The organism is Aurantivibrio infirmus (genome assembly GCF_054767315.1).
Genome location: NZ_BAAFSK010000006.1, coordinates 24,934 through 47,451, shown reverse-complemented (window position 1 = coordinate 47,451; position 22,518 = coordinate 24,934). Strand labels below are relative to the sequence as shown.

Below are 22,518 nucleotides of genomic sequence, written 5' to 3'. Positions count from 1 at the left end.
TTAACGGTTCTTAGTAGGCCGCCTTAGGGTTATTCGCCGCTGCGTTCCGATCTGATCTTTTCAATAAGATAATCAGCGACTTCTAACATTCGAGGCAAATCATTGCCCATGTAATGAATCTTATATTGGCCACCAATAATAATCTCGGGCGTTCCTTCAACTAGATATTTACCAATGCGAACATCCGACTGGGCGATGAAATTCTGGATCCCTGGCGAGTTAAAGGTTTTAGTAAACACCTCTTTATCAACACCATTTAGAACGAAAAGATCACCAATTTGCTTTTCATTAAATAGAGGCTTTCTTTGAACATGTATCGTATTGAAGATTTGTGGATGAAGTTCATCAAGCTTGCCCAAAGCTTTTGCGGTGTAATAAGCACGAGCGAGATTTATTTTATTTGGATTTTTAAACCCTACTGGGAGATCAACAAATACTACATCTTCAGGAAGGTTTTTCTTCCAAGGCTCAATCACACCGCTTAAGGCATAACAGGCAGGACAGTCGTAGGCGAAAGGTTCGGCGACTTCTATTTTTTTCGGGTTAGTTGTGCGCACAGGATTTTCAAAAACAATATAATCTGTGCCTTCAACATACGGCCCGGCCGCAAAGCTTGTAAATGTAAGTACCGACAAGGCTATAGCGATTACACATTGTTGAAATATTTTTCTCATGACAGCTCCACTTTTACTTGTTTTTTTCAGTTCGAATTTTGTTAATGAGATAATCAGTGATTTTAATCATATCTTGGTGGGTCACTAAATTTTCTTCTTGTTGAATTAAATATTTACCGTCTACCACTATGGTCGGTGTGCCACCTATATCGTAATCCTGTGCTCTTTGATTCGCCATCTGGACATTATTCGTTACCTCCGCGGAGCCAAACAGTCCAGCTACTTGGTCCTTTTCTACGCCATATAAAGAAAAAAGGTTTGAGATTTCATCCGCACTTGCCAAACGTTTTTTATCTATATTTATAGCGTTAAAGATCGCCTGGTGGACATCATCGACGACGTCCAAAGCATCCGCGACATAAAAAACTCTTGCATGAACTTCCATGATGGGAGCCCACATTGCCGGCATACGAATAAAATTCACATCGTCTGCAATTGTATTTTTCCATTCAACAACTAAAGGTTCGAAATAAAAACATGAACCGCAGCCATACCAAAAAAGTTCAACTACTTCGATTTTCGAAGGGTCTGCAACAGGTACCGGCTCTTCAATGACTCGATAATGAACGCCTGCTTGGTAGGGAGCATCAGGCTGGGCTTGTGGGGAATCTTCCGCTTTGTTTGTGCAACCGACCAAGCCTACAGCGATAGTAGTGAGGATCAGAGTTATCGTTGATAAAGCTCGCATATCTACCTCGACGCGTTTACTGGAGAATTAAAAAATACCAGCCTAAAAGTTTATTGTTTTTCTAAATCAAAATTTGTGGCATATGTTTAATGGGAAAATTTCCTCGTTTGAATTTCATCAATGCAAGCTCGCTTCATGTTACGAATCGACGTGGGCGCTATGCTATTCGCGCACTGTGCTATTTAGAATTCAAACCTGAAGAGTTACCCAAAAATTTCGATAAGCATATCGCTAAGGTGTAAAGACACGAAAGGGCCAGAGGTGTTCCTATCATCTGGCCCTTTGCTATAGAGGAAACGGATAATTAATGTAAACCAGCCGTAAAATTAGCGACTGCCGCAATCTCTGCATCACTCAAACGCTGAGCAACCTGCCGCATCACTTGGCTTTCACCGTCGTTTAATCTTTCACCTGCTCGAAATGCTTTCAACTGCTTTTCTACGTAATCTGAAAATTGGCCACTCAATCGTGGATAACCTGCGGGCGCATTCCCTTTACCTGTCGGAGAATGGCAACCGCTACAAGCTGGTACGCCGGATTCTGGATTGCCGTAGCGATAAAGCTGCTCACCCAGTACCAGGGCATCAACTTCAGTGCCACTATTCAGCTTAACAGTTAATTCTTTGGAACCACTTAGCTGCATATTCTGACTCGCATAATAAGCAGAAATATCTTCAAGATCCTGTTCTGAGTAGCTATCCAATAAACCTGTCATTTCAGCAATCACACGCTCGCCTTCTTTTATGTCCTTCATTTGCTTCAATAAATAAGCTTCACCAAGACCTGCAAGACGAGGGAACTGAGGTGTCACGCTGTTTCCATCCTCGGAATGACAGGCTATACATAGGCTAGAGTTTTGTTTGCCAGCCTCAGCATCGCCTGCTGCATGTAGGTATGGGGCGCAAACTAGGAGTCCGAGCGCAACGACTGTGAGCTTGTAAATGTTGGTCATCGTTAATTCCGTCTTGATTTGTTGGTAAAGAATGAGAAAGTCATTAAGGCTGTGGTCATGGCCGATATTCCCTGGCCACATAAGCGAGGCCATCATTTATCCTAAGAGGACAAGGTGCCGCCGCAGTGCAGTCTTTAAAGGCCGCGTATTATATACTAACGACGAAATAACACACCATTTAACAAGCAAGCCCTTATAATCTAGCTCATTTTTTTGATCTCATAGAAAATTGGCTAAAATCTCACCTCGTTATTGGATCTTAGATCAAAGCCGGTCTCAACACTAAAATAGCATCTAACTCCAAATAATCAGCATTCCAATTTAGGTTTTAAACTCTTGCATACTCCCCTCAACTACCAAAGTGCGCTATTTACGCAAAGTGCCCCCTCCCTCGCACAATGTCCTGGGGATACGGGGTGTGAAGTCGCGTTTGCTGGACGTTCAAACGCTGGGAAATCCAGTGCCATTAACGCCCTAACGAATAACAAAAAACTGGCACGAACCAGTAAGACGCCTGGCAGAACTCAATTACTCAATTTTTTTGATTTAGGAAATGATCGTCGCTTGGTGGACTTGCCTGGCTATGGTTTTGCGAAAGTGCCGCTTGCGACCAAACAGCGCTGGCAAAAAAACTTAGCGGAATATATGAAACAAAGAAAGAGTTTACGCGGACTAGTACTGCTCATGGACATACGTCATCCTCTGCAAGAGTTCGACACAGACTTACTGAACTGGGCAGTAGAAGTTGAAATGCCGGTTCACATTTTATTAACAAAATGTGACAAGTTAAAACCAGGCAACGCGAAATCAACTCTTTTGCAAGTCAATGCTCATTTAGAACAAGCCGGTGTCGATGACTTAGTCAGCGCACAGACTTTTTCTTCTCTAAAGAAACAAGGTTTGCAAAACCTAAAGCAATGCCTTGATCAATGGCTAGCGCCTACAGAAACCGCCGAGCAAGAATAATACAAATGATATGGCGGTTTTTATTTTCACAGCAGAATAAAAAAACCCGATAGCTTGGGGAAACTACCGGGTTTAAAATACCAGCACTCTTGGGGCCGAGCACCGGAAAAGTTGAGACACATTGGGCATATGCCCCAACATTGCGTTCGACCAAGACCCTTCACATTTGTTCCATCGATTAATTCAAACTATTTTTTGAATAAAAAAAGGCCCTAAACACATTAGGGCCATCCTGGAATTGAGTCTTGCTTAGGTGACAAAACATGCCAAAAAAATAGGAGAGTAAGATACCAATACTCGATTGGTCCATTTTGAGACTAAATCAATCGATTTTAGTTCGCAGCATTCACGAAATTTAATCGCAAAAACTAATTTTTATAAAAATTTGGTCTTTTAACAGCAGCAGATCTTTACTTTTTTTAATAAAAAATTTCGGATTGTCCTTTTAATGTGCTTCGTCCCAATTATCACCCACCCCTGCTTCCACGAGTAAAGGAACATCAAGAATAAGTGCATCACTCATCAATTTGCATAAAGTCTCAGATACTGTGTCGACTTGATCCGCTTTTACCTCCAACACCAGTTCATCATGAACTTGCATAATCATTTTCGCGGAAACTTTTTCAGATCTTATCCAATTATCAACTGTAATCATCGCCAACTTAATAATGTCTGCTGCGCTTCCTTGCATCGGCGCATTGATAGCAGTCCGTTCTGCTGCCTGACGACGCATGCCGTTCTTATCATTGATCTCTGGCAGGTATAAGCGTCTTCCACAGATGGTTTCAACAAAACCCTGTTCTCTAGCAATTTGCCGAGTTTTTTCCATGTAATCCGCAACACCGGGATAACGTTCGAAATATAAATCGATATATTCTTGTGCCTGCTTGCGACCAAGGTGTAACTGTTTAGCTAAACCAAACGCAGACATGCCATAAATTAAACCAAAGTTAATCGCTTTAGCACTCCGGCGCTGGTCATCAGTAACCTCGTCCAACGCCATACCGAAAACCTCAGCCGCCGTCGCCCGATGAACATCCAAATTTTCCGCGAACGCGCTCAACAGGCCTTTATCTTGAGAAAGATGGGCCATAATGCGTAATTCAATTTGCGAATAATCTGCCGCTAGAATTTTGTAACCTTTCGGCGCAACAAAGGCTTTTCTTATCCGTCGCCCTTCTTCGGTTCGAATAGGAATATTTTGTAAGTTTGGATCTGTCGAAGAAAGCCTGCCTGTCGCCGCCACCGCTTGATGATAAGAGGTATGAACACGACCGGTATTGGGGTTGGCCATCAAAGGGAGTTTATCGGTGTATGTGGATTTTAGTTTCGACAATCCTCGATAGTGAATTAACACTTTAGGCAAAGGGTAGTCTAGGGCAAGTTCTTGCAATACTTCTTCCGCAGTTGAAGGTGCTCCTTTTGGCGTTTTTTTAATAACGGGTATTTCCAACTTTTCAAACAAAATAGCGCCGAGTTGTTTTGGCGACCCCAAATTAAATTTTTCTCCCGCCATTTCATAAGCCGTATTTTCAAGCTCTAATAATTTTTCGCCCAGCTCATGGCTTTGTTGATTTAGAGCAGCGACATCGATTAATGCACCTTGCCGCTCAATTCGTGACAACACGGGTAGAAGAGGAATCTCTATCTCTTGAAATACTTTTTTTAAGCTCGGCGTGTCTTCAAGTTTTGGCCATAAATGTTGATGCAGTTGCAAAGTAACGTCTGCATCTTCTGCGGCATAAGGCGCAGCTTGTTCAATTGGAATTTGATTAAAGGTTAATTGTTTTGAACCGCGCCCGGCAACATCCTCAAAGTGTATTGTTTTACGCGCTAAGTATTTTTCCGCCAAGCTGTCCATGTCATGGCGGGTGGCAGTGGAGTTAAAAATGTAGGATTCCAACATTGTGTCAAAAGCGATGCCTTGTAATTCGATATCATGATTCTGTAAAACGCTTTTGTCGTATTTTAAATTTTGTCCTACCTTTTTTAACTTTGGATTCTCGAGCAGGGGTTTTAATTTCGTTAAGGTCGCCTGAAAATCTAATTGTTGTTCAGCGCCGGGGTAGTCGTGAGCTAGCGGTACATAGGCCGCTTCTCCTGCTGTAACCGCAAAAGAAACGCCGACTATTTTTGCTTGCATGTAATCAAGGCTGGTGGTTTCGGTGTCGAATGCAAATACATCTGATTTTTTTAACTTCTCTAACCACGCATTCAGCGTTTTTTCATCGTTAATTGTCGTGTAATTTGATGGTCTTTTTGCCGGTGTAGATTCTTCATCCGATGACGAACTGCCGCTGGCCAATTCATCAACCCACGATTTGAATTCTAGATCCTGAAAAATTTCGAGTAACTTTTCTTTATTTTCTTCCTCAGCAACTAACTCACTAGGGCCGCACTCAAGCTCAACATCTGTTTTTATCGTTGCTAATTCGTAAGACAAAAAAGCTTTATCTTTATTGTCTTCAAGTTTTTTAGCCAAGGTTTTCGCGCCGCGTATATCTAAGCCACTCACCGCATCTAATTGTTGATAAATATTTTCCAGGCTTCCGAGACCTTGTAATAAACCTAAGGCTGTTTTTTCGCCGACGCCTGGAACACCAGGAATGTTATCGATCTTGTCTCCCATCAATGCGAGAAAGTCGATGATTAGCTCTGGAGGAATACCAAATTTATTAATCACGCCTTCTCTATCAAAGAGAGTATTCGTCATCGTATTCACTAAGGTCACATGAGGGCTAACCAACTGAGCCATATCTTTATCGCCAGTTGACACCACCACATGATGGCCTTGTTCAGTGGCTTGCGCCGCTAAGGTTCCAATAACGTCGTCGGCTTCAACATCGTCAATAATCAATAAGGGCAAGCCCATGGCTTTAACGATGTCGTGAATTGGCTGCACTTGGCTGCGCAACTCATCGGGCATCGGAGGCCGATTTGCTTTGTATTCCGCAAAAATTTTATCGCGGAATGTTTTTCCTTTTGCGTCAAAAACCACAGCGATATGACTACCGGGGTAATCTTTTTGTAGCTTTCGCAACATGCTGGTGACGCCTTTAATTGCACCTGTAGCTTGGCCTTTGGAATTTGCTAAAGGAGGCAAGGCATGGAATGCCCGGTATAAATAGGAAGAGCCGTCAACTAGAACGAGGGGAGAATCTGCAGTGGTCATAATATTTTTTATTTACTATTTGAAAGAAGATGCAAGGATACACGACTTATTTGAATAACGACGGATAGATACGAATAGAAAAAACCTTTAATCAGCGTTTAAATTCGAGTGAATATGCGGTTTTAATTAGTTGGTAAATGTCGCTTTTTTGTCCGCATACCGCTTTTTTTGAACCCTGTCGCGCTTATGACAGTTTTATGTCGCACACTAAAGTACGCACTTGTCACAAAACTTTACAATTAAATTTTCCTTTTCTGAGAATTGTCTACACTTAATATTGTGCTGTTTAGTTGAACAAAATTTCTGCTAATTGGCCATCAGGAAAAACGTGGTTTTTTATCTTTTAGTTCTTCAAAAGGGGAGTAGTCTTGGATAAATTAATTTTTTCTCAATCAGGGGTTTATCGACTTTCACAACTGGCGAGTCAGGTACACAGCATCACCGGTATGCGCCATAAGTTATCCGATCAAAGTTCAATGATGGAGTTGCTTCGTGATTGTGCAACCTCCAATCACAGTGTCATTCAGGAGCATTTTGCCGCTTTTAGTAGCGAGCTTGATTCCACACAAGTTAGCTCTCTCGTAGCCAACGGTGTAAGACCGCGAGTATCTAGCCACACCCATTAATCAGCCGCAAAACAGGCGGACATCGCTTCGGCGATGTTCGTCATTAATTGACGATAGCTCGTTATCGCCTCATCAGCAGCCAATAAATCTAGCGCATAAGTTTGTAACGCCAATCGTTTAGCAATATTTTTAACGCTAGATGAGTGATGGGTGCTTTCAACAAACAAACAGCGAGGACGGAGAAGTTTATCTGATTCGCTTCCAGGCCTTTTTTCTGCGCTAACATCATAAGCCGCTAACAGTTGTTGTAATTCGTATAAACGTTTCGCGCCCACAGCCTGCTCAGGGCTCCTGGTTATCCATGCTAGCTGATTCAAGTTGAATGCCTCAACTAAGTAATGGTAGCCGTCGTGGTAAACCAAAAACGGGGTTTGCTTATGGGGGAGAAACGTTTCCTCGAGCTCAAGCGCGAGATTACGGTAATCACCTAGTACCCGCTCTAATTGACGACGAATAAACGCTTCTTGCTCTGGCGATTGCTCAATTAAAAATTGTGCGATCTTATTTGCCATTTGCTGCGCTTGCTCTGGATCTAGCCAAATATGAGGATCATCGCCATGTTCATGGTCACTTCCCGCACTCTTGCCCTGTTCTTTATCTTCAGCATTTTCGGTGAGCGTGAGCACTTGCTTACTCAATTTTTGCCTTACTGGTCTTTGAAGAAAGTGTTCGAGTTCAGGGCCCATCCAAATTAACAGATCTGCTTTAGAGATGGCTGCCATATCAGACACTCTGAGAGAGAAATCGTGAGGTGAACTGCCTGGCTGCACCAAAACGCGGACATTAGCTCGATCTGCCAGTAAATCATCCACTATCAGTGCAATAGGCTTGATACTGACGACGATATCCTTCACATCGGGATTAGGCTGAGCATAAACGCCCATCGCACTAAAAATACCAATCAGCAAAGCCAAACTGACATTGTTCACGTTAGTCTTCATAAATATACATTCGCAAAAATGTTATATGATAACATAACAAACTTTTGAAATTCCCACTTAAGGCCTAAGACATAGTACTCAATTGATCCTCATTTAGAGTAGGGTGCGAAACCCAAGCTAACGGAGCTATAAATATTTAAGAAATATTATGAATGATACGCCCTTGGCATTCCGCCAGCACAACCATCAGCACTGTATTGACTCTGCAATCGCAACCGCTCGAACCCTGTGTCGGCAACGCGGCGTCAAACTTACTCCACTAAGAGAAGGTGTTTTGAAGTTGGTATGGCAAAGCCACAAACCCTTAGGAGCCTACGCGCTAATGGGCTTGTTGGAAAAAGTCATTACCCGACGCGTTGCGCCGCCAACGGTGTATCGTGCTTTGGATTTTTTAACTCAAGAACATCTCATCCATAAAATCCATTCTTTAAACGCTTTTGTTGGCTGCCCAGAACCAGAACAACAACATCAAACCCACTTTCTGATTTGCCAGCATTGTCACCAAACCCTTGAATGCGGCACAACAGAATTAAAAACCGCGATTCAAAACTCAGCGCAAAATGCTGGCTTCGTGATCGAAGAAGAAGCGGTTGAAATACTCGGCACCTGCCCAAATTGTTCGGAAGCCGACAATGACAAGTGAAAATCTTTCTACCGCTACGCGACTTGTTTCCGCGCAGGAAATTTGCCTCGCACTTGAGGGCAAAAATATTTTAAAGAACGCAAATATTGCCGTTCATTCTGGTGAAGTGGTGACACTGATTGGCCCTAACGGTGCTGGCAAATCTACCTTAATAAAAGTTATTTTAGGCTTGCTGAAAGCTGACAGTGGCGAGATTGCACGCCGTGACAATCTAAGAGTTGGCTACATGCCGCAAAAACTATTTGTCGATAGCAGCTTACCGCTAACGGTAAAACGGTTTCTATCTTTAGCCGGAAAACAGAATCGCTCGATTAATGAATGTTTAGAACTCACCGGAACACTCGCTTTAGAAAACCAATATGTACAATCGCTTTCTGGCGGTGAACTGCAGAGGGTTTTGTTAGCGCGTGCATTATTTCGCGATCCCCAGTTGTTAGTCTTAGATGAACCTGTCCAAGGTGTCGACGTCAGTGGTCAGTCAGCGCTGTATAAGTTAATCGATCAGATAAAAACTCAAACCGGCTGTGGCGTGTTGATGGTATCTCACGATTTACATTTAGTCATGGCCGCTACCGATAGAGTGGTATGTTTAAATCAACATATTTGCTGCGAAGGTAGTCCCGACAATATCAGTACCCATCCAGAGTTTTTACAACTGTTTGGAGAAACCCGTGATCCAAATATCGCTGTCTATAGCCACCACCATGACCATACACATGATTGAACGGGCTTCTTTTTATTTTCAACTAGAAAAATTTTTCGGAGCGAAGAGTGCCTGATTTTTTATTGACTGCATTGCTAGCAGGCATAGGCGTTGCGATCGTAGCTGGACCGCTTGGGTCTTTCGTGGTTTGGCGCCGCATGGCTTACCTTGGCGACACCCTCGCACATTCTGCATTGCTGGGCGTTGCACTCGGCTTGGTGTTATCGATTAATCTCAATATCGCGGTAGTCATTATTTGCGCGAGCTTAGCCCTTGTATTCGTCGTCCTGCAAAATACCCATGTCGTTGCGACGGATACTTTGTTAGGAATACTGGCTCATTCAAGTTTGGCGTTAGGCTTAATCGCTGTTGCGATGTTTACCGACAATCGTGCGGATTTATATTCTTATTTATTTGGAGACTTACTCGCTACTTCTTGGCCCGATGTCGTATTAATTTTTGCCGTCGATATTCTGGTCTTTATTTTATTGGCAATGTATTGGCGACAACTTTTATCAATGACTGTGCACGAAGAACTCGCTGAGGTGGAAGGAGTAAACGTTGGATTTGTCCGAACTTTGCTGATGTTAATCATGGCTTTGGTTATTGCTATCGCCATGAAAGCCGTGGGTGTGTTACTGATAACTGCTTTGTTAATTATTCCCGCTGCGACTAGCCGGCGCTTATCTCGCTCACCGGAACAAATGGCTTTGATCGCAATTGTTACTGGCTGCTTTGCGGTCGCTGGTGGCTTGAGCGCTTCGTTTTTTTGGGATACACCAGCGGGACCATCTATCGTAATCAGCTCAACAATTTTATTTGTGCTTTCGCTACTAAAAAAACAACGATAGTTTTGGCTTAATAACTAATCACAATTGATTGGTAAGTTGCTTTTAGTCGGGCTAAGGTAAAGTCGGCTTTAAAAAAACCATGAAATTCACCCTTAGGGTTAATTAGTATTAACTGCTCACCGTGTTGTACATGATAGTTTTCGCCTTGCATCGCTTGTTTTTGCAAAGGCACATGAAGGCTATTCGCAAGCAATTTAATCGTTAGGAATTCTCCAGTTAGTCCAACAAATTCTGGATTAAACTTCGGTACGTAAGCTGCAAGCACGTCCGCGGAGTCTCTTGCGGGATCAACAGTAACCATAACAATTTCAGTTTTTTCACGAATATCATCTTCGAGCTGACCATAAAAATTGTTGAGCAAAGCCAATGTCGTCGGGCAATATCCTGCACAGTGGGTGAAACCAAAAAATAGTACTGTCCAATGTCCTTTAAAGTTATCTTGATTTATTATTTCGCCAGTATGAGAGAGCAACTCAAATTCTTTTAATTTAGTGGGTTCTTCAAAGGTTATCGCGCCATTATTGACAAGCTCTTTTACAGTCATAACCCTCGGACTCGTCATTTTATAAACAAATGCGGATACAACAATCGCTATAAAAATTCCGATTACAATAACGGTCTTTAAGATGCCGCGTTGTGCTTGGTCCATATCACTTCTTCTTTATTGATTCTTAAAAGTTAGTTAGCTATTCAGCGGTAATATGTAGTGATCGGCTAACATCACTACAAAGAGTGCCATCAAGTAGACAATGGAATATTTAAAAGTATCCATACCCGCGCTTGGGCGATCAGTTAGCAACATAACCAGCGCCCAATAAATAAAACCAAGACCAAGCACCACTGCGCCTGCCAAGTAAAGCCAATTCAACATACCCGTTGCATAAGGTAGCAGCGTTACCGCAAACATAATTAAGGTATATAAAAATATGTGCGCTTTTGTGTAGGGAATTCCATGAGTAACCGGCAACATTGGGATATCGACTTTCGCGTACTCTGCTTTTCTATGCACGGCGAGCGCCCAAAAATGCGGTGGAGTCCAAGCGAAAATAATCAAGGCGAGTAATAAACCATGCCCCGTTACTTCACCGGTTACCGCAGTCCAACCCAATAACGGTGGCGCAGCGCCAGCAAGGCCACCGATAACAATATTTTGCGGCGTCGCGCGCTTCAAATACAAAGTATAAATAACGGCATAGCCCAAGAGAGAAGCTAAAGTCAGCCAAGCTGTTAAGGCATTAATAAATATCAGCAGGATACCCATACCCACTACGCCCATGACCAACGCGAAAATTGCTGCCTGTGTTGGCCCCACGCGGCCTTTTGCAATCGGCCGATTGTGGGTACGCGCCATTTGTTGGTCAACACGCCTATCAACTAAATGATTTACTGCAGCCGCTGAGCCAGCGCAAAACGCGATTCCTAAATTCCCAAGCACCAACACATCTAATGGCACCATACCTGGCACAGCCAAAAGCATACCAATCACCGATGTAAGTATCATTAATAACACAACGTTGGGCTTACACATTTCGTAATAGTCGTGCCAGCTTGCGCGCGTTAATGATTCTTCGATTGAGGTGGAATCGCTCATACTGTTCTCGAAAATTAAATCTTTAATTAGTTAGTTGGATGTTCTCACGAGAAATTTAAGATCTTTTAGTAATTCATTGCCGGTTTGGACATCATCATAAACCATCGACAAAGCGCCGTAGCGATGGGTTAAAAGATATTCGTGTCCTGTAAAAGGCTGAGAAATTTCACTAGTCGAACTTAAAAGATCTTGCCACTCAGAAAGATCGCTTCGCGCGTAGCGTAATTTGGGGTGTTCTTCGTTTAGAAAGTCTTCAAGCGATTTGGAAGACTGTGCAGATAAATCAATATACAGGCGTTCAAATTGATCGCCCTTATCCGAAAGGCGAGTATGAACTTGTCGGGTTAAAAAAAGCAGATCCCGACACTGGCTATCGCATTCGCCATTTACTAAAAAAATCATTCTAAATTTAAAAGGCGGTTCGGCCAGCTTGAGTAACTCGCCTTCACTGGTTCGGATGTTTGCGTCGGCAAGTGATACTGGTTCAGCTATTAACCTACCATTATTTACCGTACCAGTAGGAATGCCTATGCCGGTGAAATACATCAAGTAGGGAATAAATGTCGCAGCGATAGCTAAACCAAAAATTATAATTAGCTGGGTTCTTTTACGTTGCGGTTCAACTGTTTGTTCTTCGTTACTCACATTCTTTACTCATCTTTTATTCAGGAAATTTCTGCAGAATTACTTGTTAAATTAAAGGTGTTTTGGCTTACTAAATAGCTGCTTAATATTTGTATTCGCAAATATAAACCAAATAATTAACGCTGCTGCCATGGCGAACCACTGCACTGCATAGGCTGTGTGTTTTTCCGGCTGCACATTAATCGCCTGCCACTCTGCTTTTAGCGCTCCGATTTCACCAGCGTTTAAACGTAGCTCGTACTTAAAAAAATCTCGGTCAAGTAGCGCACCAAGTTTTAGAGGGTCGACCACCTGAATCACTAAAGGCCATTCGATATTTTGGAAATCTTGCTCCTCTAGCTGGAAAGGTTTTCCCGGCATGACATAAACACTGGCGAGAACGGATATCGTTTCTCTATTTTCAATAGTACTTGTATCTTCAAATTCACCAAACCGAGAAAAGTTTTCGGCTGCAGGTATTTTAGGTTTAACGCTTCGCAATGCTGGCGCTTCAATCCAACCACGATTCACTATTACCCATGTACCTTCGGTTGTTCGAAAGGGACTTAACACGTCGTAGCCAACTTTGCCCGAGTTGATGCGATTATCCAGTAAATAATTGTGTTGATTGTCGAAAGTCCCAGTCAATATGACGGGCGTAAATGCCAAGTCAGAATCAAGATCCAGGCGCTCAATGGTACTGGGTGCTTGTTGTGTTCGTAGTGCCAAATTTTTTTTGATCGTGCGCTTTTCCTCCGCTCGATTCAATTGCCAATTTCCTAATGCAAGCAAAATTGGCAGCATGACTACGCTTAGCAAAGTCACACGATGATTGAGGCTAAATGACAAAGACACTTTTCACTCTCATAAACCGGTTTTTACTCTCAAGGTCGTTTCTCGGCGCTTACCGCGTTAAAATGCCACGCTTTAAACCACGTAAAGTACTTTTGAGGAGCACCATCGAATGTGGCTAAAGATCATCATTGTCGGGCTGTTTATCGCAATCTTAGCGAGCTTAACCAGTGCGATGGTATTCCTGTTGAAAGATATCAACACCAGTGACTCTAAGCGAACACTATACGCTTTAGGCATCCGCATCACCCTAGCGGCATTACTCGTGTTTTGTATTTGGTATGGATACGCGAACGGCATTCTATCAAATACTGCGCCGTGGGCGGGTAAGTACTAGTACTTTAACGATCGGGTCTTCAATACTAAAAAGAACTAAAACGACGCTGACAAAAAAGCAGGCCTAAGCCTGCCTTTTTCAATATTTGTTACTGGCCTGTGGCCTTAAGAACCCAAGATATAGACGAATAAAAACAGTCCAACCCAAACCACATCAACAAAGTGCCAATACCAACTAGCGGCTTCAAAGCCGAAGCAATCATCATGATGAAAGTGACCTTTGATCATGGAGCGCAACCACATTACCAGCAACATAAAGGTTCCCATCGTAACGTGGGCCCCGTGGAATCCAGTCAACATAAAGAAAGTTGTACCGTAAACACCTGTCTCGAGAGTTAAACCTAATTCTTGATAAGCATGAATATATTCTTCAACCTGGCAAATCAAAAATGCGATGCCAAGCGCCACAGTCAAACCCAACCAAATATTGAAACCCTTTCGATTCGCTTTTTTCAAGGCAGTATGGGCGAAGTGAACAGTAAAACTAGAAGTTAGCAGTAGGATGGTGTTGATCAATGGTAAACCTTTCCAACCCATCACTTGGTCGGCACCAACGAATTGCGCCTTGTCACCGTTCGCGACCATATCTGGTGTTACTAATAAAGGCCATTCGTTAGTAAAGCCATTCCACAACAATTCATTAGTCATCAAGCTTTTGTCGCCCTCACCAGCGAGCCAGGGCACGGATAAGTGTCGCAAATAATACAAAGCCCCAAAAAACGCGGCGAAGAACATCACTTCAGAAAAGATAAACCAGCCCATGCCCCAAACATAAGAGCGCTTAACCTGTGCGCTGTTCATGCCTGCCATGTTTTCGCGAATCACCGTACCGAACCAGTTCCACATCACTGTGGCCATAACGAGTCCGCCACAAAAGAACGTGGTCATGCCAATGCTGTTGCCGTTAATCCAATTACCAGCACCGAAAACCGTTAAAAATAAACCGATACTTGCAAATATCGGGAACTTACTCTGTTCAGGGACGTAGTAGCTTGATTCGCTCGTCGCATGATCTGAGGACATTGATTTTCTCCAACTATTTAAAATCAACGGCACAGCCGTTTTTTACTATTAAGCCAAAAGTTGTGTCACGAAATAATTAACGCGAACTCAACTCCGTTTTATATTCTATGTTTGCTGCTGTTTCAGTTTCTGTAATGTCAAAAATTGTATATGACAAAGTTATGTTGGTAATTTTTTCCGGTAAGTCGGGATCAACATAAAACTGCAAAGATAAATCTGCACTTTCGCCAGCAGCCAAAGGCTGATTATTAAAACAAAAACATTCCATTTTTTTGAAATAGCTACCAACAGTATTTGGCACGAAGCTCGGTACTGCACGCGACACCATATTTCTTTCTGTGGTGTTTTTCGCAAAATAGCTGGTGTTAGCGATTTCGCCAGGTTTTACTACCATTACCGCATCGTTAGGTTTAAATTCCCAGGGCATCTGCTCATTGTTTGTTGCAATAAAAGTCACCCGCACGGTACGAGCTTCATCAACTTCTACTTCTTTAGGTGCCGCAGCAAGGGTAGAGCCTTTGCCATTCAAGCCGGTAATTTCGCAAAACACATCGTAAATAGGCGGTAAAACGTAAATGGCAAATACAAACATGGAAACAGCCAGCAGCGATAATTTCGCTGCTGTTTTGGTAACACTTTTTTCTGTTTTTGTATCTGTCATTACTGCTAACTACCTCACCCCCACAAAACACTCTTGAGGGTTTATTTAACTTCTGGTGGTGTACTAAAGGTATGGTAAGGAGCGGGTGAAGCTACAGTCCATTCAAGACCTTCCGCGCCATCCCACACTTTTTCTCGCGTTTCTTTCTTGCCACCAACAATTGCCGAAATAACATTGAACAAGAACATTAGCTGCGACAAGCCAAACATAAACGCGCCAATACTCGATATCATATTGAAGTCTGCAAATTGAGTGGAGTAATCAGGAATACGTCGTGGCATTCCTGACAGACCAACAAAGTGCTGTGGCATAAATGTTAAGTTGAAACCAACAAAGGCAATCCAGAATTGCGTTTTACCCAAGGTCTCGTTGTACATTTTACCGGTCCACTTAGGTAACCAGTAATAAACCCCGGCTTCCATACTGAAGATCGCACCAGCAACCATCGTGTAGTGGAAATGGGCTACAACAAAGTAGCTATCGTGATACTGAATATCGGAAGGCGCGATGCCCAACATTAATCCAGTGAAACCACCCATGGTAAATAAAACTACGAAAGCGATGGAGAACAACATCGGTGTTTCAAAACTCAAAGAGCCTTTCCACATCGTGGTAATCCAGTTAAATACTTTCACGCCCGTCGGCACCGCAATTAACAGAGTCGCGTACATAAAGTACAGCTCACCTGCTATTGGCATTCCCACCGTGAACATGTGGTGAGCCCAAACGATGAAGCTTAAGAACGCAATACTTGCGGTTGCGTAAACCATCGAGGAATACCCAAACAATGGCTTGCGCGAAAACGCGGGAATAACCTGAGATACAACACCGAACCCAGGCAGGATGATGATATAAACCTCGGGATGCCCAAAGAACCAAAATACATGTTGGAATAAAACCGGATCACCACCACCAGCGGCATCAAAGAATGATGTACCGAAGTGAATATCCATCAACATCATGGTTACCGCACCCGCAAGAACCGGCATTACCGCGACTAATAAGAATGCAGTAATCAACCACGTCCAAACGAACAAAGGCATTTTCATTAAAGTCATGCCAGGTGCACGTAAGTTTAAAATGGTCGCAATAATATTAATGGAGCCCATGATGGAAGAGGCACCCATAATGTGAACGGCAAAAATAAAGAAGGTAACCGTTGGTGGGGCATAAGTTGTGGATAAAGGTGCGTAAAAAGTCCAACCAAAGTTAGGAGCACCACCTTCCATGAAGAATGTTGAGGTCAACATTAAAAAAGCAAAGGGAAGAATCCAAAAGCTCCAGTTGTTCATGCGCGGCAAAGCCATGTCTGGAGCGCCAATCATTAGCGGTACCATCCAGTTTGCCAAGCCTACGAAGGCCGGCATAATTGCCCCGAAGACCATCACCAAACCATGCATGGTTGTCATCTGATTAAAAAATTCTGGTTCGACTATTTGCAAACCGGGCTGAAATAATTCCGCGCGAATAACCATCGCGAAAAATCCACCCAATAAAAACATTGCAAAACTAAACCAAAGATAAAGTGTACCGATGTCTTTGTGGTTAGTAGTAAACAACCAACGACCGATGCCTTTTGCAGGACCATGTGCCACTGTTTACCCTCCTATTAATTTGATTGTAGAACGTCTACGGGCTGCATTGAGTCGCCCATATCGTTACCAAACGCGTTGCGCTGGTAGGTGATTACAGCAGCAATATCGACTGGCGATAGCTGCTCTCCAAATGCTTGCATCGCCGGGTTTTCCTGGCTGCCATTTTTTACAATATCTAAATGAGCAGCGATTGGACCCCTTGCAATAGCGCTACCACGGATGGCGGGAAACACTCCCGGAACCCCATCTCCTGTAGCACCGTGACATGCCGAGCAAGAACGGTTGTAAACACCTTCACCACGCTCTAACAAATCTTCAAAAGTAAACGTTTGGCTGGTTAGCTCCGCGAGAGCGGCAGCCTCAACACGCCTCTCTTCAAGCCAAGTGTTGTATTCAGCTTCTTCAACCGCTTTTACAACAATAGGCATGAAACCATGGTCCTTACCACAAAGCTCAGCGCACTGACCACGATAGATGCCGGGCTCTTCTATATACGCCCAAGTTTCATTTACGAAACCCGGAATAGCATCTCGTTTTACTCCCAAATCAGGAACCCACCAAGCGTGCAAAACGTCGTTTGCTGTAATCAAAAATCGAACTTTCTTTTTGATGGGAAGAACTAGGGGCTTGTCGACTTCGAGCAAGTAATTTGGAATGGTATAAGGATCGATACCTGAGTCTAGCTGTCTCGCTTCATTGTGTTCTTGATCCAAGCTAGAAAAGAATTTTACGTCTTGTCCAAGGTATTCATACTGCCAACGCCATTGATAACCCGTAATAACAATGTCCATGTCTACGTCGGCTTCAGTATCATAAATATCGATAAGCGTTTTGGTGGATGGGAAAGCCATCGCGACAAGAATGACGAATGGAACAACTGTCCAAGCGATTTCTACCCCAAGGTGCTCATGAAACTGTGATGCCTGATGACCTTTGGATTTCCGATGCGCGAACATCGTCCAAAATAGCGCGGAGAACACAACCACACCGATCACAACACAGATCCAGAAAATTAAATTGTGCAACCAAAAAATATCTTTACTAATTGGTGTCACACCCTGGGTCATATTGACCCCCCAACGCTCTGCCTCTTGTGCAACGGCCTGATGGCAAGAAATCACCATCAGAATTGCTAGGCCAAGCAGCTGGTGGAAAAGCGGTTTAGCTCTTCTCAACATCGCCCATACTCTCCGTATTACTAATTTAAACTATTGAAAAACACTGGTGTATTAATGATAAAAGCAGACAGATTGGATAACCGCTACTAAATCGTACAAAGGATTACTTAAAGAAAGACTGTCTAAGCACCAATTCGGATACTTATAGACTGCATGTCAGCCCTTAATATAAGTCCTAAGCAATAAACTAATTATCGAGTCTTTTGCTACCGCCAAGCGGCGTTTAACCAAACCCTAGGCGCCATTCGAAGCGCGTTAGGGGGCCACATAACCCTACAAAAGTCAATGTTTTAGTGTGGTTTCCCACCAACACATCTCTTGATCTGGGGCGACTGCGGCGCGTATTTTACAGAGTTAAAAAAAAATTTCAGTAATTATCGGGACTTATTCTCAAAGGGGAGTTTCGTAATTCTAATTCGAGTACGCGTCAAGCAGTTCGAACCATCTTATGAAAGACACTGGATTTGTATCAGTACAGTTGTTCCTTTGCTAATAAATGCGCCCCATTCTAATGATTGCTGGATACAAAACACTCAACGTTGGTTTGAGAGCCCGTCCTTTAGTTAGAAGGATCGGTTCTTAATCTCAACTTGTTTTTGGTCAGTTTTAGGTTATTTTTAATGTGTACAAGACTTTGGCAACACCCTGTTTGTTAAGTTTTTGTCCTAGTCCACACCATTAATTTATTAGGCTCGCTACCATTTCCACGTATCGAACCCACGTCGTACTGGAAGTTATGGCCAAATCAAACACTATGCTAATTCGTGACACCATCAAGGCCGCCAAGCTGCAAAAGGATCAGCTGGCTCAATTGCACACCTTGATAACGGAAAACATACCACGACTACATGGCTCAATAAATCTACCGGAAAAAAATCCAGAATCTGCATTAGTGAATTTTGTAGGCCGCTACATCGATCATGTACCAAATTTTTTAGATGCCGTACGCGGATTAACAAAAGAGGCCGGTATTGACGATTACGCCTCAATATTTTTGGATACAGCCGAAGAGTTTTTTATAAAGCCACCGGAAGTCATCGCAAGTCATTCCGGCATGATGGCTTTAATGGATCAATCTTATCTCGCGCACCGGTTGATAGAAGAAGTTAATGATCGGGTAGTGGGCCGCTGCGGTATTCCCTTAACGCCAATGGATATGACCACTGCAAATTTAATCGTTCATCAACTTATTGGTGAACCTTTCGCAAATGACCTAGATTTTATTATTCACTATTCCCTAGAAAGCCACATGGATAGCGAATCTTCCTTAAATAATCCGGCGTTCAAAAAATACATTGCCGATCACAAAGAACGGGGCTGGAAGCTTGAGATTGCCCGCTGGCCATGCTTAGCGGAAGATCTTTCGATTCGTCTTAATTTCAGTGCGGGTGCTGATTCAAAAGATATTCACTAAATTTACTTCGAGTATTCGTCCTACTCTTTTGAAGGCAAAATCTTAATTACTTGCACAGCAGATCGTTCAGCATCTTGTTGGTTAACTTGGTTCACTCGTGTTGGTAACTCATCCTTCTTTTCTTGAAAATCTGACGCCTCTTTAAAATCACAACTGACACATTCACGATGCTTGAATTCTGTGTCCGCTTTTTGAATTACGATGATAGTATCCATTTCTCCGCACTTCGGACAAACGGCTCCCGCAATAAAGCGCCGCTTATCCGGGTTCACGGCTTTTCCACTTCACTAGAAATTCCAGAATGCCTTAACAACGCTTGTATACTAGGCTCTCTACCGCGAAAGTTTTTAAATAAAACCGATGCATCTTCAGAACCGCCTTTTTCAAGAATGTTTTTTAGAAAACTATCGGCAGTTTGCGAATCAAAAATTCCTTTTTCTTCAAATAAAGAAAATGCATCGGCCGAAAGTACTTCTGCCCATTTATAGCTGTAATAACCAGCGGCATAACCACCAGCAAAAATATGAGAAAAACTATTCTGAAATTTGTTATAAGTTGGCGGAGTTAATACTGCAACCTTCTCTCGAATCTCATCGAGTAGACTTTGTGGGCCTTTAGGCTTGTTCGGGTCGTATTCCAAATGAAGTCGGAAATCAAATAATGAAAATTCGATTTGTCTAACCATTTGCATAGCGGACTGATAGTTTTTTGCTTTTAACAATTTGTCGAGTAAGGACTTGGGCAAGGGTTCGCCACTGAGGTAGTGACTAGAAATTAATGGGATAACTTCTTCTTGCCAACACCAATTTTCTAAAAATTGGCTCGGCAACTCTACCGCATCCCAAGCTACACCATTAATTCCGCTCACCGAAGAACAATCTATTTTGGTAAGCATATGGTGTAAGCCATGTCCAAATTCATGAAATAAAGTCGTCACGTCATTGTGAGTTAGCAAGGATGGAATTTCATCGCTCGGAGGTGGAAAGTTACATGTTAAGTAAGCAACGGGGAGTTGTAATTCACTTTGTCTTTTTCGACGGACACGACACTCATCCATCCATGCGCCACCGCGTTTATTTTCTCTGGCATAGATATCCAAATAAAATCCTGCGATCTCTTTCCCTTCTCGAGTAATCCGGTAAAAACTGGCGTCCTTATGCCAAGTGCTAACTGAATCGTCTTTGACTATATCGATAGCAAATAATTTTTTGGCTACGGCGAACAAGCCTGAGATAACTTTTTCTGCTGGGAAATACGGCTTCAATTCTTCTTCGGATAGCGCAAAAACTGCCTGGCGCCTCTTTTCTGAATAATATGCAACATCCCAACTGAATAATTCTTTTACTTGATACTTATGTTTCGCAAATTCAACAAGTTCAGAAAACTCCGCTTTCGCCGCGGATATTGACGTCTCAGCAAGCTGAGTTAGAAAACTAATAACTTCGCTAGTGGAGCTAGCCATTTTCGTCGCTAATGAATATTCAGCATAATTTTTAAAGCCAAGTAAAAGCGCTAACTCATGTTTTAGCGACAATATTTCCTGAATGAGTGATTCGTTGTCCCAGGTTTTTGGATCTTTACCTGCGGAGGCCAAACCCAGGGAAGAGGCTCTGGTGGTGTAAGCACGATAAAGTTCTTCTCGTAATTTTCCATCGTCTGCATGAGTCATGACCGCTATATAGGACGGTGCATCTAATGTGATGACATAACCCTCAACCGATTTTTGTTTGGCAGCTGCTTTAGCGGCTTCAAGAGCAGATTCCGGTAAACCGCTAAGCTCATTCTGGTCTTCAATTACTTTAAACCAACCTTGTGTCGCATCCAGCACATTATTTGAAAATTGTGTTGAGAGCTCTGAAAGACGTTTTTTAATTTCCCCGTAACGGTTCTTTTCTTTTTCGGGCAAACTAACACCCGATAGTTTGAAATCACGAAGGGCATTCGTGATAGTTTTTTGTTGGGCTTGGTTTAAATTGTTGAATTCTTCGTTATCTCGTAAAGCCTGATATGCTTTATAAAGCTCTGCATTTTGAGAAAATTCAGTAATATATTCAGTTAACATTCCCAGTGCTTTTGCATAGGCTTCGCGTAATGGCTCCGAATTAACAACACCGTTTAAGTGTCCGATAGGGGACCAGGCTTTGGACAAACGATCTCCTCGTTCATCGATCACAGCAACAAGCGAATCCCAAGTCGGTATTTTTAATTCACCTAATTGTGTTTTTAACGCCTCTCGATTTTCATCAATAATCGTCGAAATTGCCGTTTCAACATCTTCCGCTTTAATTACATCAAAAAGTGGCAGGGTTGAATTAATCAAAAGTGGGTTGTTGCTATTCACAAACTTTTCCTATCTGGGGGACTCGTTGACTAAGCAGGGCTTTTTCTGTGGAAAGCAATTGTCCAGCGAGCCTTTTATTTTGTTAAACTACCGCGCAGTCTATCAAATCACTTTTCGTTAAACCAATGAAGGTTGTTACCTTATGGCATCGTTGCGGGCATATAAGGGCATTAGCCCCAGTATAGGTAAAAAAGTTTATCTCGACGCAAGCGTTGTGATCGTTGGTGATGTTGTCATCGGTGATGACTCTTCAGTATGGCCTTTTGTATCAATGCGAGGCGATGTGAATTCGATTCGAATTGGCGATCGTACCAGTATTCAGGACAATGCTGTTTTACACGTCACCCACAAAAGCACATTTTTACCAGAGGGCTGGCCATTAATTATTGGTAATGATGTCACCATTGGCCATAAAGCAACATTGCATGGTTGTACAGTCGGCAACAGAGTTTTAGTTGGTATTGATGCCATCATTCTCGACGGCGCTGTTGTAGAGGACGACGTTATGATTGGCGCAGGGACATTGGTGCCCCCTGGCAAAAAACTTGAAAGTGGTTATCTCTATGTAGGCAGCCCATGCAAACAAACGCGCAAACTGAGCGCTACAGAGATTGAACGACTAGTATATTCTGCTAAGAATTATGTAAATGTAAAAAATACTTATTTGGCGGAAGAAAAAAATTAACG

Annotated in this window: 23 protein-coding genes; 8 read left to right on the top strand and 15 right to left on the bottom strand. The window is 42.8% G+C overall.

The genetic code is table 11. The annotated features are described in order from the left end of the window. Positions 1-29: 29 nt before the first annotated feature. From ACYUCY_RS13980 to ACYUCY_RS13970, 3 genes are all read right to left on the bottom strand, one after another. Positions 30-674, bottom strand: a complete 645-nt coding sequence (locus ACYUCY_RS13980) for a thiol:disulfide interchange protein DsbA/DsbL (protein ID WP_460227131.1) — start codon at positions 672-674, stop codon at positions 30-32. A 13-nt stretch (positions 675-687) separates the two neighbouring features. Then, positions 688-1,362, bottom strand: coding sequence for a thiol:disulfide interchange protein DsbA/DsbL (locus tag ACYUCY_RS13975; RefSeq protein WP_460227130.1), 675 nt, complete (start codon positions 1,360-1,362; stop codon positions 688-690). Between the two features lie 304 nt (positions 1,363-1,666). Then, the gene (locus tag ACYUCY_RS13970; RefSeq protein ID WP_460227129.1) at positions 1,667-2,314 is read right to left on the bottom strand and encodes a c-type cytochrome; all 648 of its coding nucleotides are present in this window, start codon (positions 2,312-2,314) and stop codon (positions 1,667-1,669) included. A gap of 336 nt (positions 2,315-2,650) precedes the next feature. Between ACYUCY_RS13970 and yihA the strand changes: the two genes are divergently transcribed. Then, positions 2,651-3,280: a ribosome biogenesis GTP-binding protein YihA/YsxC gene (gene yihA, locus ACYUCY_RS13965; RefSeq protein WP_460227128.1), complete on the top strand. Its 630-nt coding sequence runs from the start codon at positions 2,651-2,653 to the stop codon at positions 3,278-3,280. A 445-nt stretch (positions 3,281-3,725) separates the two neighbouring features. On the opposite strand, the gene polA is transcribed toward yihA, so the two are convergent. Then, positions 3,726-6,452, bottom strand: coding sequence for a DNA polymerase I (polA, locus tag ACYUCY_RS13960; RefSeq protein WP_460227127.1), 2,727 nt, complete (start codon positions 6,450-6,452; stop codon positions 3,726-3,728). Between the two features lie 368 nt (positions 6,453-6,820). On the opposite strand from polA, the gene ACYUCY_RS13955 reads away from it, so the two are divergent. Further along, positions 6,821-7,078 (top strand): hypothetical protein, encoded by a 258-nt coding sequence (locus tag ACYUCY_RS13955; protein ID WP_460227126.1) that lies wholly within the window; start codon positions 6,821-6,823, stop codon positions 7,076-7,078. Here ACYUCY_RS13955 and ACYUCY_RS13950 read toward each other — a convergent pair. Next, on the bottom strand, positions 7,075-8,019 hold the full coding sequence (locus tag ACYUCY_RS13950) for a metal ABC transporter solute-binding protein, Zn/Mn family (RefSeq protein WP_460227125.1): 945 nt from the start codon (positions 8,017-8,019) through the stop codon (positions 7,075-7,077). The genes ACYUCY_RS13955 and ACYUCY_RS13950 overlap by 4 nt on opposite strands. A gap of 148 nt (positions 8,020-8,167) precedes the next feature. On the opposite strand from ACYUCY_RS13950, the gene ACYUCY_RS13945 reads away from it, so the two are divergent. From ACYUCY_RS13945 to znuB, 3 genes are read left to right on the top strand one after another with little or no spacing between them, the layout of a single operon-like run. Then, the gene (locus ACYUCY_RS13945; protein ID WP_460227124.1) at positions 8,168-8,662 is read left to right on the top strand and encodes a Fur family transcriptional regulator; all 495 of its coding nucleotides are present in this window, start codon (positions 8,168-8,170) and stop codon (positions 8,660-8,662) included. After that, positions 8,652-9,386: a zinc ABC transporter ATP-binding protein ZnuC gene (gene znuC, locus ACYUCY_RS13940; protein WP_460227123.1), complete on the top strand. Its 735-nt coding sequence runs from the start codon at positions 8,652-8,654 to the stop codon at positions 9,384-9,386. Before ACYUCY_RS13945 ends, znuC begins: the two co-directional genes overlap by 11 nt. 47 nt (positions 9,387-9,433) lie before the next feature. Further along, positions 9,434-10,216: a zinc ABC transporter permease subunit ZnuB gene (gene znuB / locus ACYUCY_RS13935; protein ID WP_460227122.1), complete on the top strand. Its 783-nt coding sequence runs from the start codon at positions 9,434-9,436 to the stop codon at positions 10,214-10,216. 7 nt (positions 10,217-10,223) lie between these two features. Here the strand turns inward: znuB and ACYUCY_RS13930 are convergent, their stop codons facing one another. The 4 genes from ACYUCY_RS13930 to ACYUCY_RS13915 are packed head-to-tail and all read right to left on the bottom strand — an operon-like array spanning position 10,224 to position 13,286. After that, positions 10,224-10,865 (bottom strand): SCO family protein, encoded by a 642-nt coding sequence (locus tag ACYUCY_RS13930; RefSeq protein WP_460227121.1) that lies wholly within the window; start codon positions 10,863-10,865, stop codon positions 10,224-10,226. Between the two features lie 33 nt (positions 10,866-10,898). Beyond that, a complete protein-coding gene (gene cyoE, locus ACYUCY_RS13925) occupies positions 10,899-11,807 on the bottom strand; it encodes a heme o synthase (RefSeq protein WP_460227120.1) in 909 nt (302 codons plus the stop codon). A gap of 30 nt (positions 11,808-11,837) precedes the next feature. Continuing rightward, a complete protein-coding gene (locus ACYUCY_RS13920) occupies positions 11,838-12,452 on the bottom strand; it encodes a hypothetical protein (RefSeq protein WP_460227119.1) in 615 nt (204 codons plus the stop codon). A 51-nt stretch (positions 12,453-12,503) separates the two neighbouring features. Beyond that, entirely contained in the window at positions 12,504-13,286 is a 783-nt protein-coding gene (locus ACYUCY_RS13915; RefSeq protein ID WP_460227118.1) for an SURF1 family protein, read from the bottom strand. 109 nt (positions 13,287-13,395) lie between these two features. On the opposite strand from ACYUCY_RS13915, the gene ACYUCY_RS13910 reads away from it, so the two are divergent. Further along, entirely contained in the window at positions 13,396-13,620 is a 225-nt protein-coding gene (locus tag ACYUCY_RS13910; RefSeq protein ID WP_460227117.1) for a DUF2909 domain-containing protein, read from the top strand. Positions 13,621-13,724: 104 nt separating this feature from the next. Here ACYUCY_RS13910 and ACYUCY_RS13905 read toward each other — a convergent pair whose 3' ends face one another. From ACYUCY_RS13905 to coxB, 4 genes are all read right to left on the bottom strand, one after another. Next, on the bottom strand, positions 13,725-14,642 hold the full coding sequence (locus ACYUCY_RS13905; RefSeq protein WP_460227116.1) for a cytochrome c oxidase subunit 3: 918 nt from the start codon (positions 14,640-14,642) through the stop codon (positions 13,725-13,727). Positions 14,643-14,718: 76 nt separating this feature from the next. Continuing rightward, positions 14,719-15,303, bottom strand: coding sequence for a cytochrome c oxidase assembly protein (locus ACYUCY_RS13900; RefSeq protein ID WP_460227115.1), 585 nt, complete (start codon positions 15,301-15,303; stop codon positions 14,719-14,721). Positions 15,304-15,344: 41 nt separating this feature from the next. Beyond that, positions 15,345-16,898, bottom strand: a complete 1,554-nt coding sequence (gene ctaD, locus ACYUCY_RS13895; RefSeq protein ID WP_460227114.1) for a cytochrome c oxidase subunit I — start codon at positions 16,896-16,898, stop codon at positions 15,345-15,347. A gap of 14 nt (positions 16,899-16,912) precedes the next feature. Beyond that, positions 16,913-18,076, bottom strand: coding sequence for a cytochrome c oxidase subunit II (gene coxB / locus ACYUCY_RS13890; RefSeq protein ID WP_460227113.1), 1,164 nt, complete (start codon positions 18,074-18,076; stop codon positions 16,913-16,915). 736 nt (positions 18,077-18,812) lie between these two features. Here coxB and ACYUCY_RS13885 point away from each other — a divergent pair. Continuing rightward, on the top strand, positions 18,813-19,490 hold the full coding sequence (locus ACYUCY_RS13885; RefSeq protein ID WP_460227112.1) for a hypothetical protein: 678 nt from the start codon (positions 18,813-18,815) through the stop codon (positions 19,488-19,490). Positions 19,491-19,510: 20 nt separating this feature from the next. Here the strand turns inward: ACYUCY_RS13885 and ACYUCY_RS13880 are convergent, their stop codons facing one another. Both ACYUCY_RS13880 and ACYUCY_RS13875 read right to left on the bottom strand, forming a co-directional pair. After that, complete coding sequence (locus ACYUCY_RS13880) at positions 19,511-19,762, bottom strand: YheV family putative zinc ribbon protein (protein WP_460227111.1); 252 nt, start codon at positions 19,760-19,762, stop codon at positions 19,511-19,513. Then, positions 19,759-21,831 carry a M3 family metallopeptidase gene (locus ACYUCY_RS13875; RefSeq protein ID WP_460227110.1) on the bottom strand — a complete coding sequence of 691 codons (2,073 nt, stop codon included), beginning with the start codon at positions 21,829-21,831 and terminating at the stop codon, positions 19,759-19,761. The genes ACYUCY_RS13880 and ACYUCY_RS13875 overlap by 4 nt, the downstream gene beginning before the upstream one ends. A 142-nt stretch (positions 21,832-21,973) precedes the next feature. Between ACYUCY_RS13875 and ACYUCY_RS13870 the strand changes: the two genes are divergently transcribed. After that, positions 21,974-22,516 (top strand): gamma carbonic anhydrase family protein, encoded by a 543-nt coding sequence (locus tag ACYUCY_RS13870; protein WP_460227109.1) that lies wholly within the window; start codon positions 21,974-21,976, stop codon positions 22,514-22,516. Positions 22,517-22,518 lie beyond the last annotated feature (2 nt).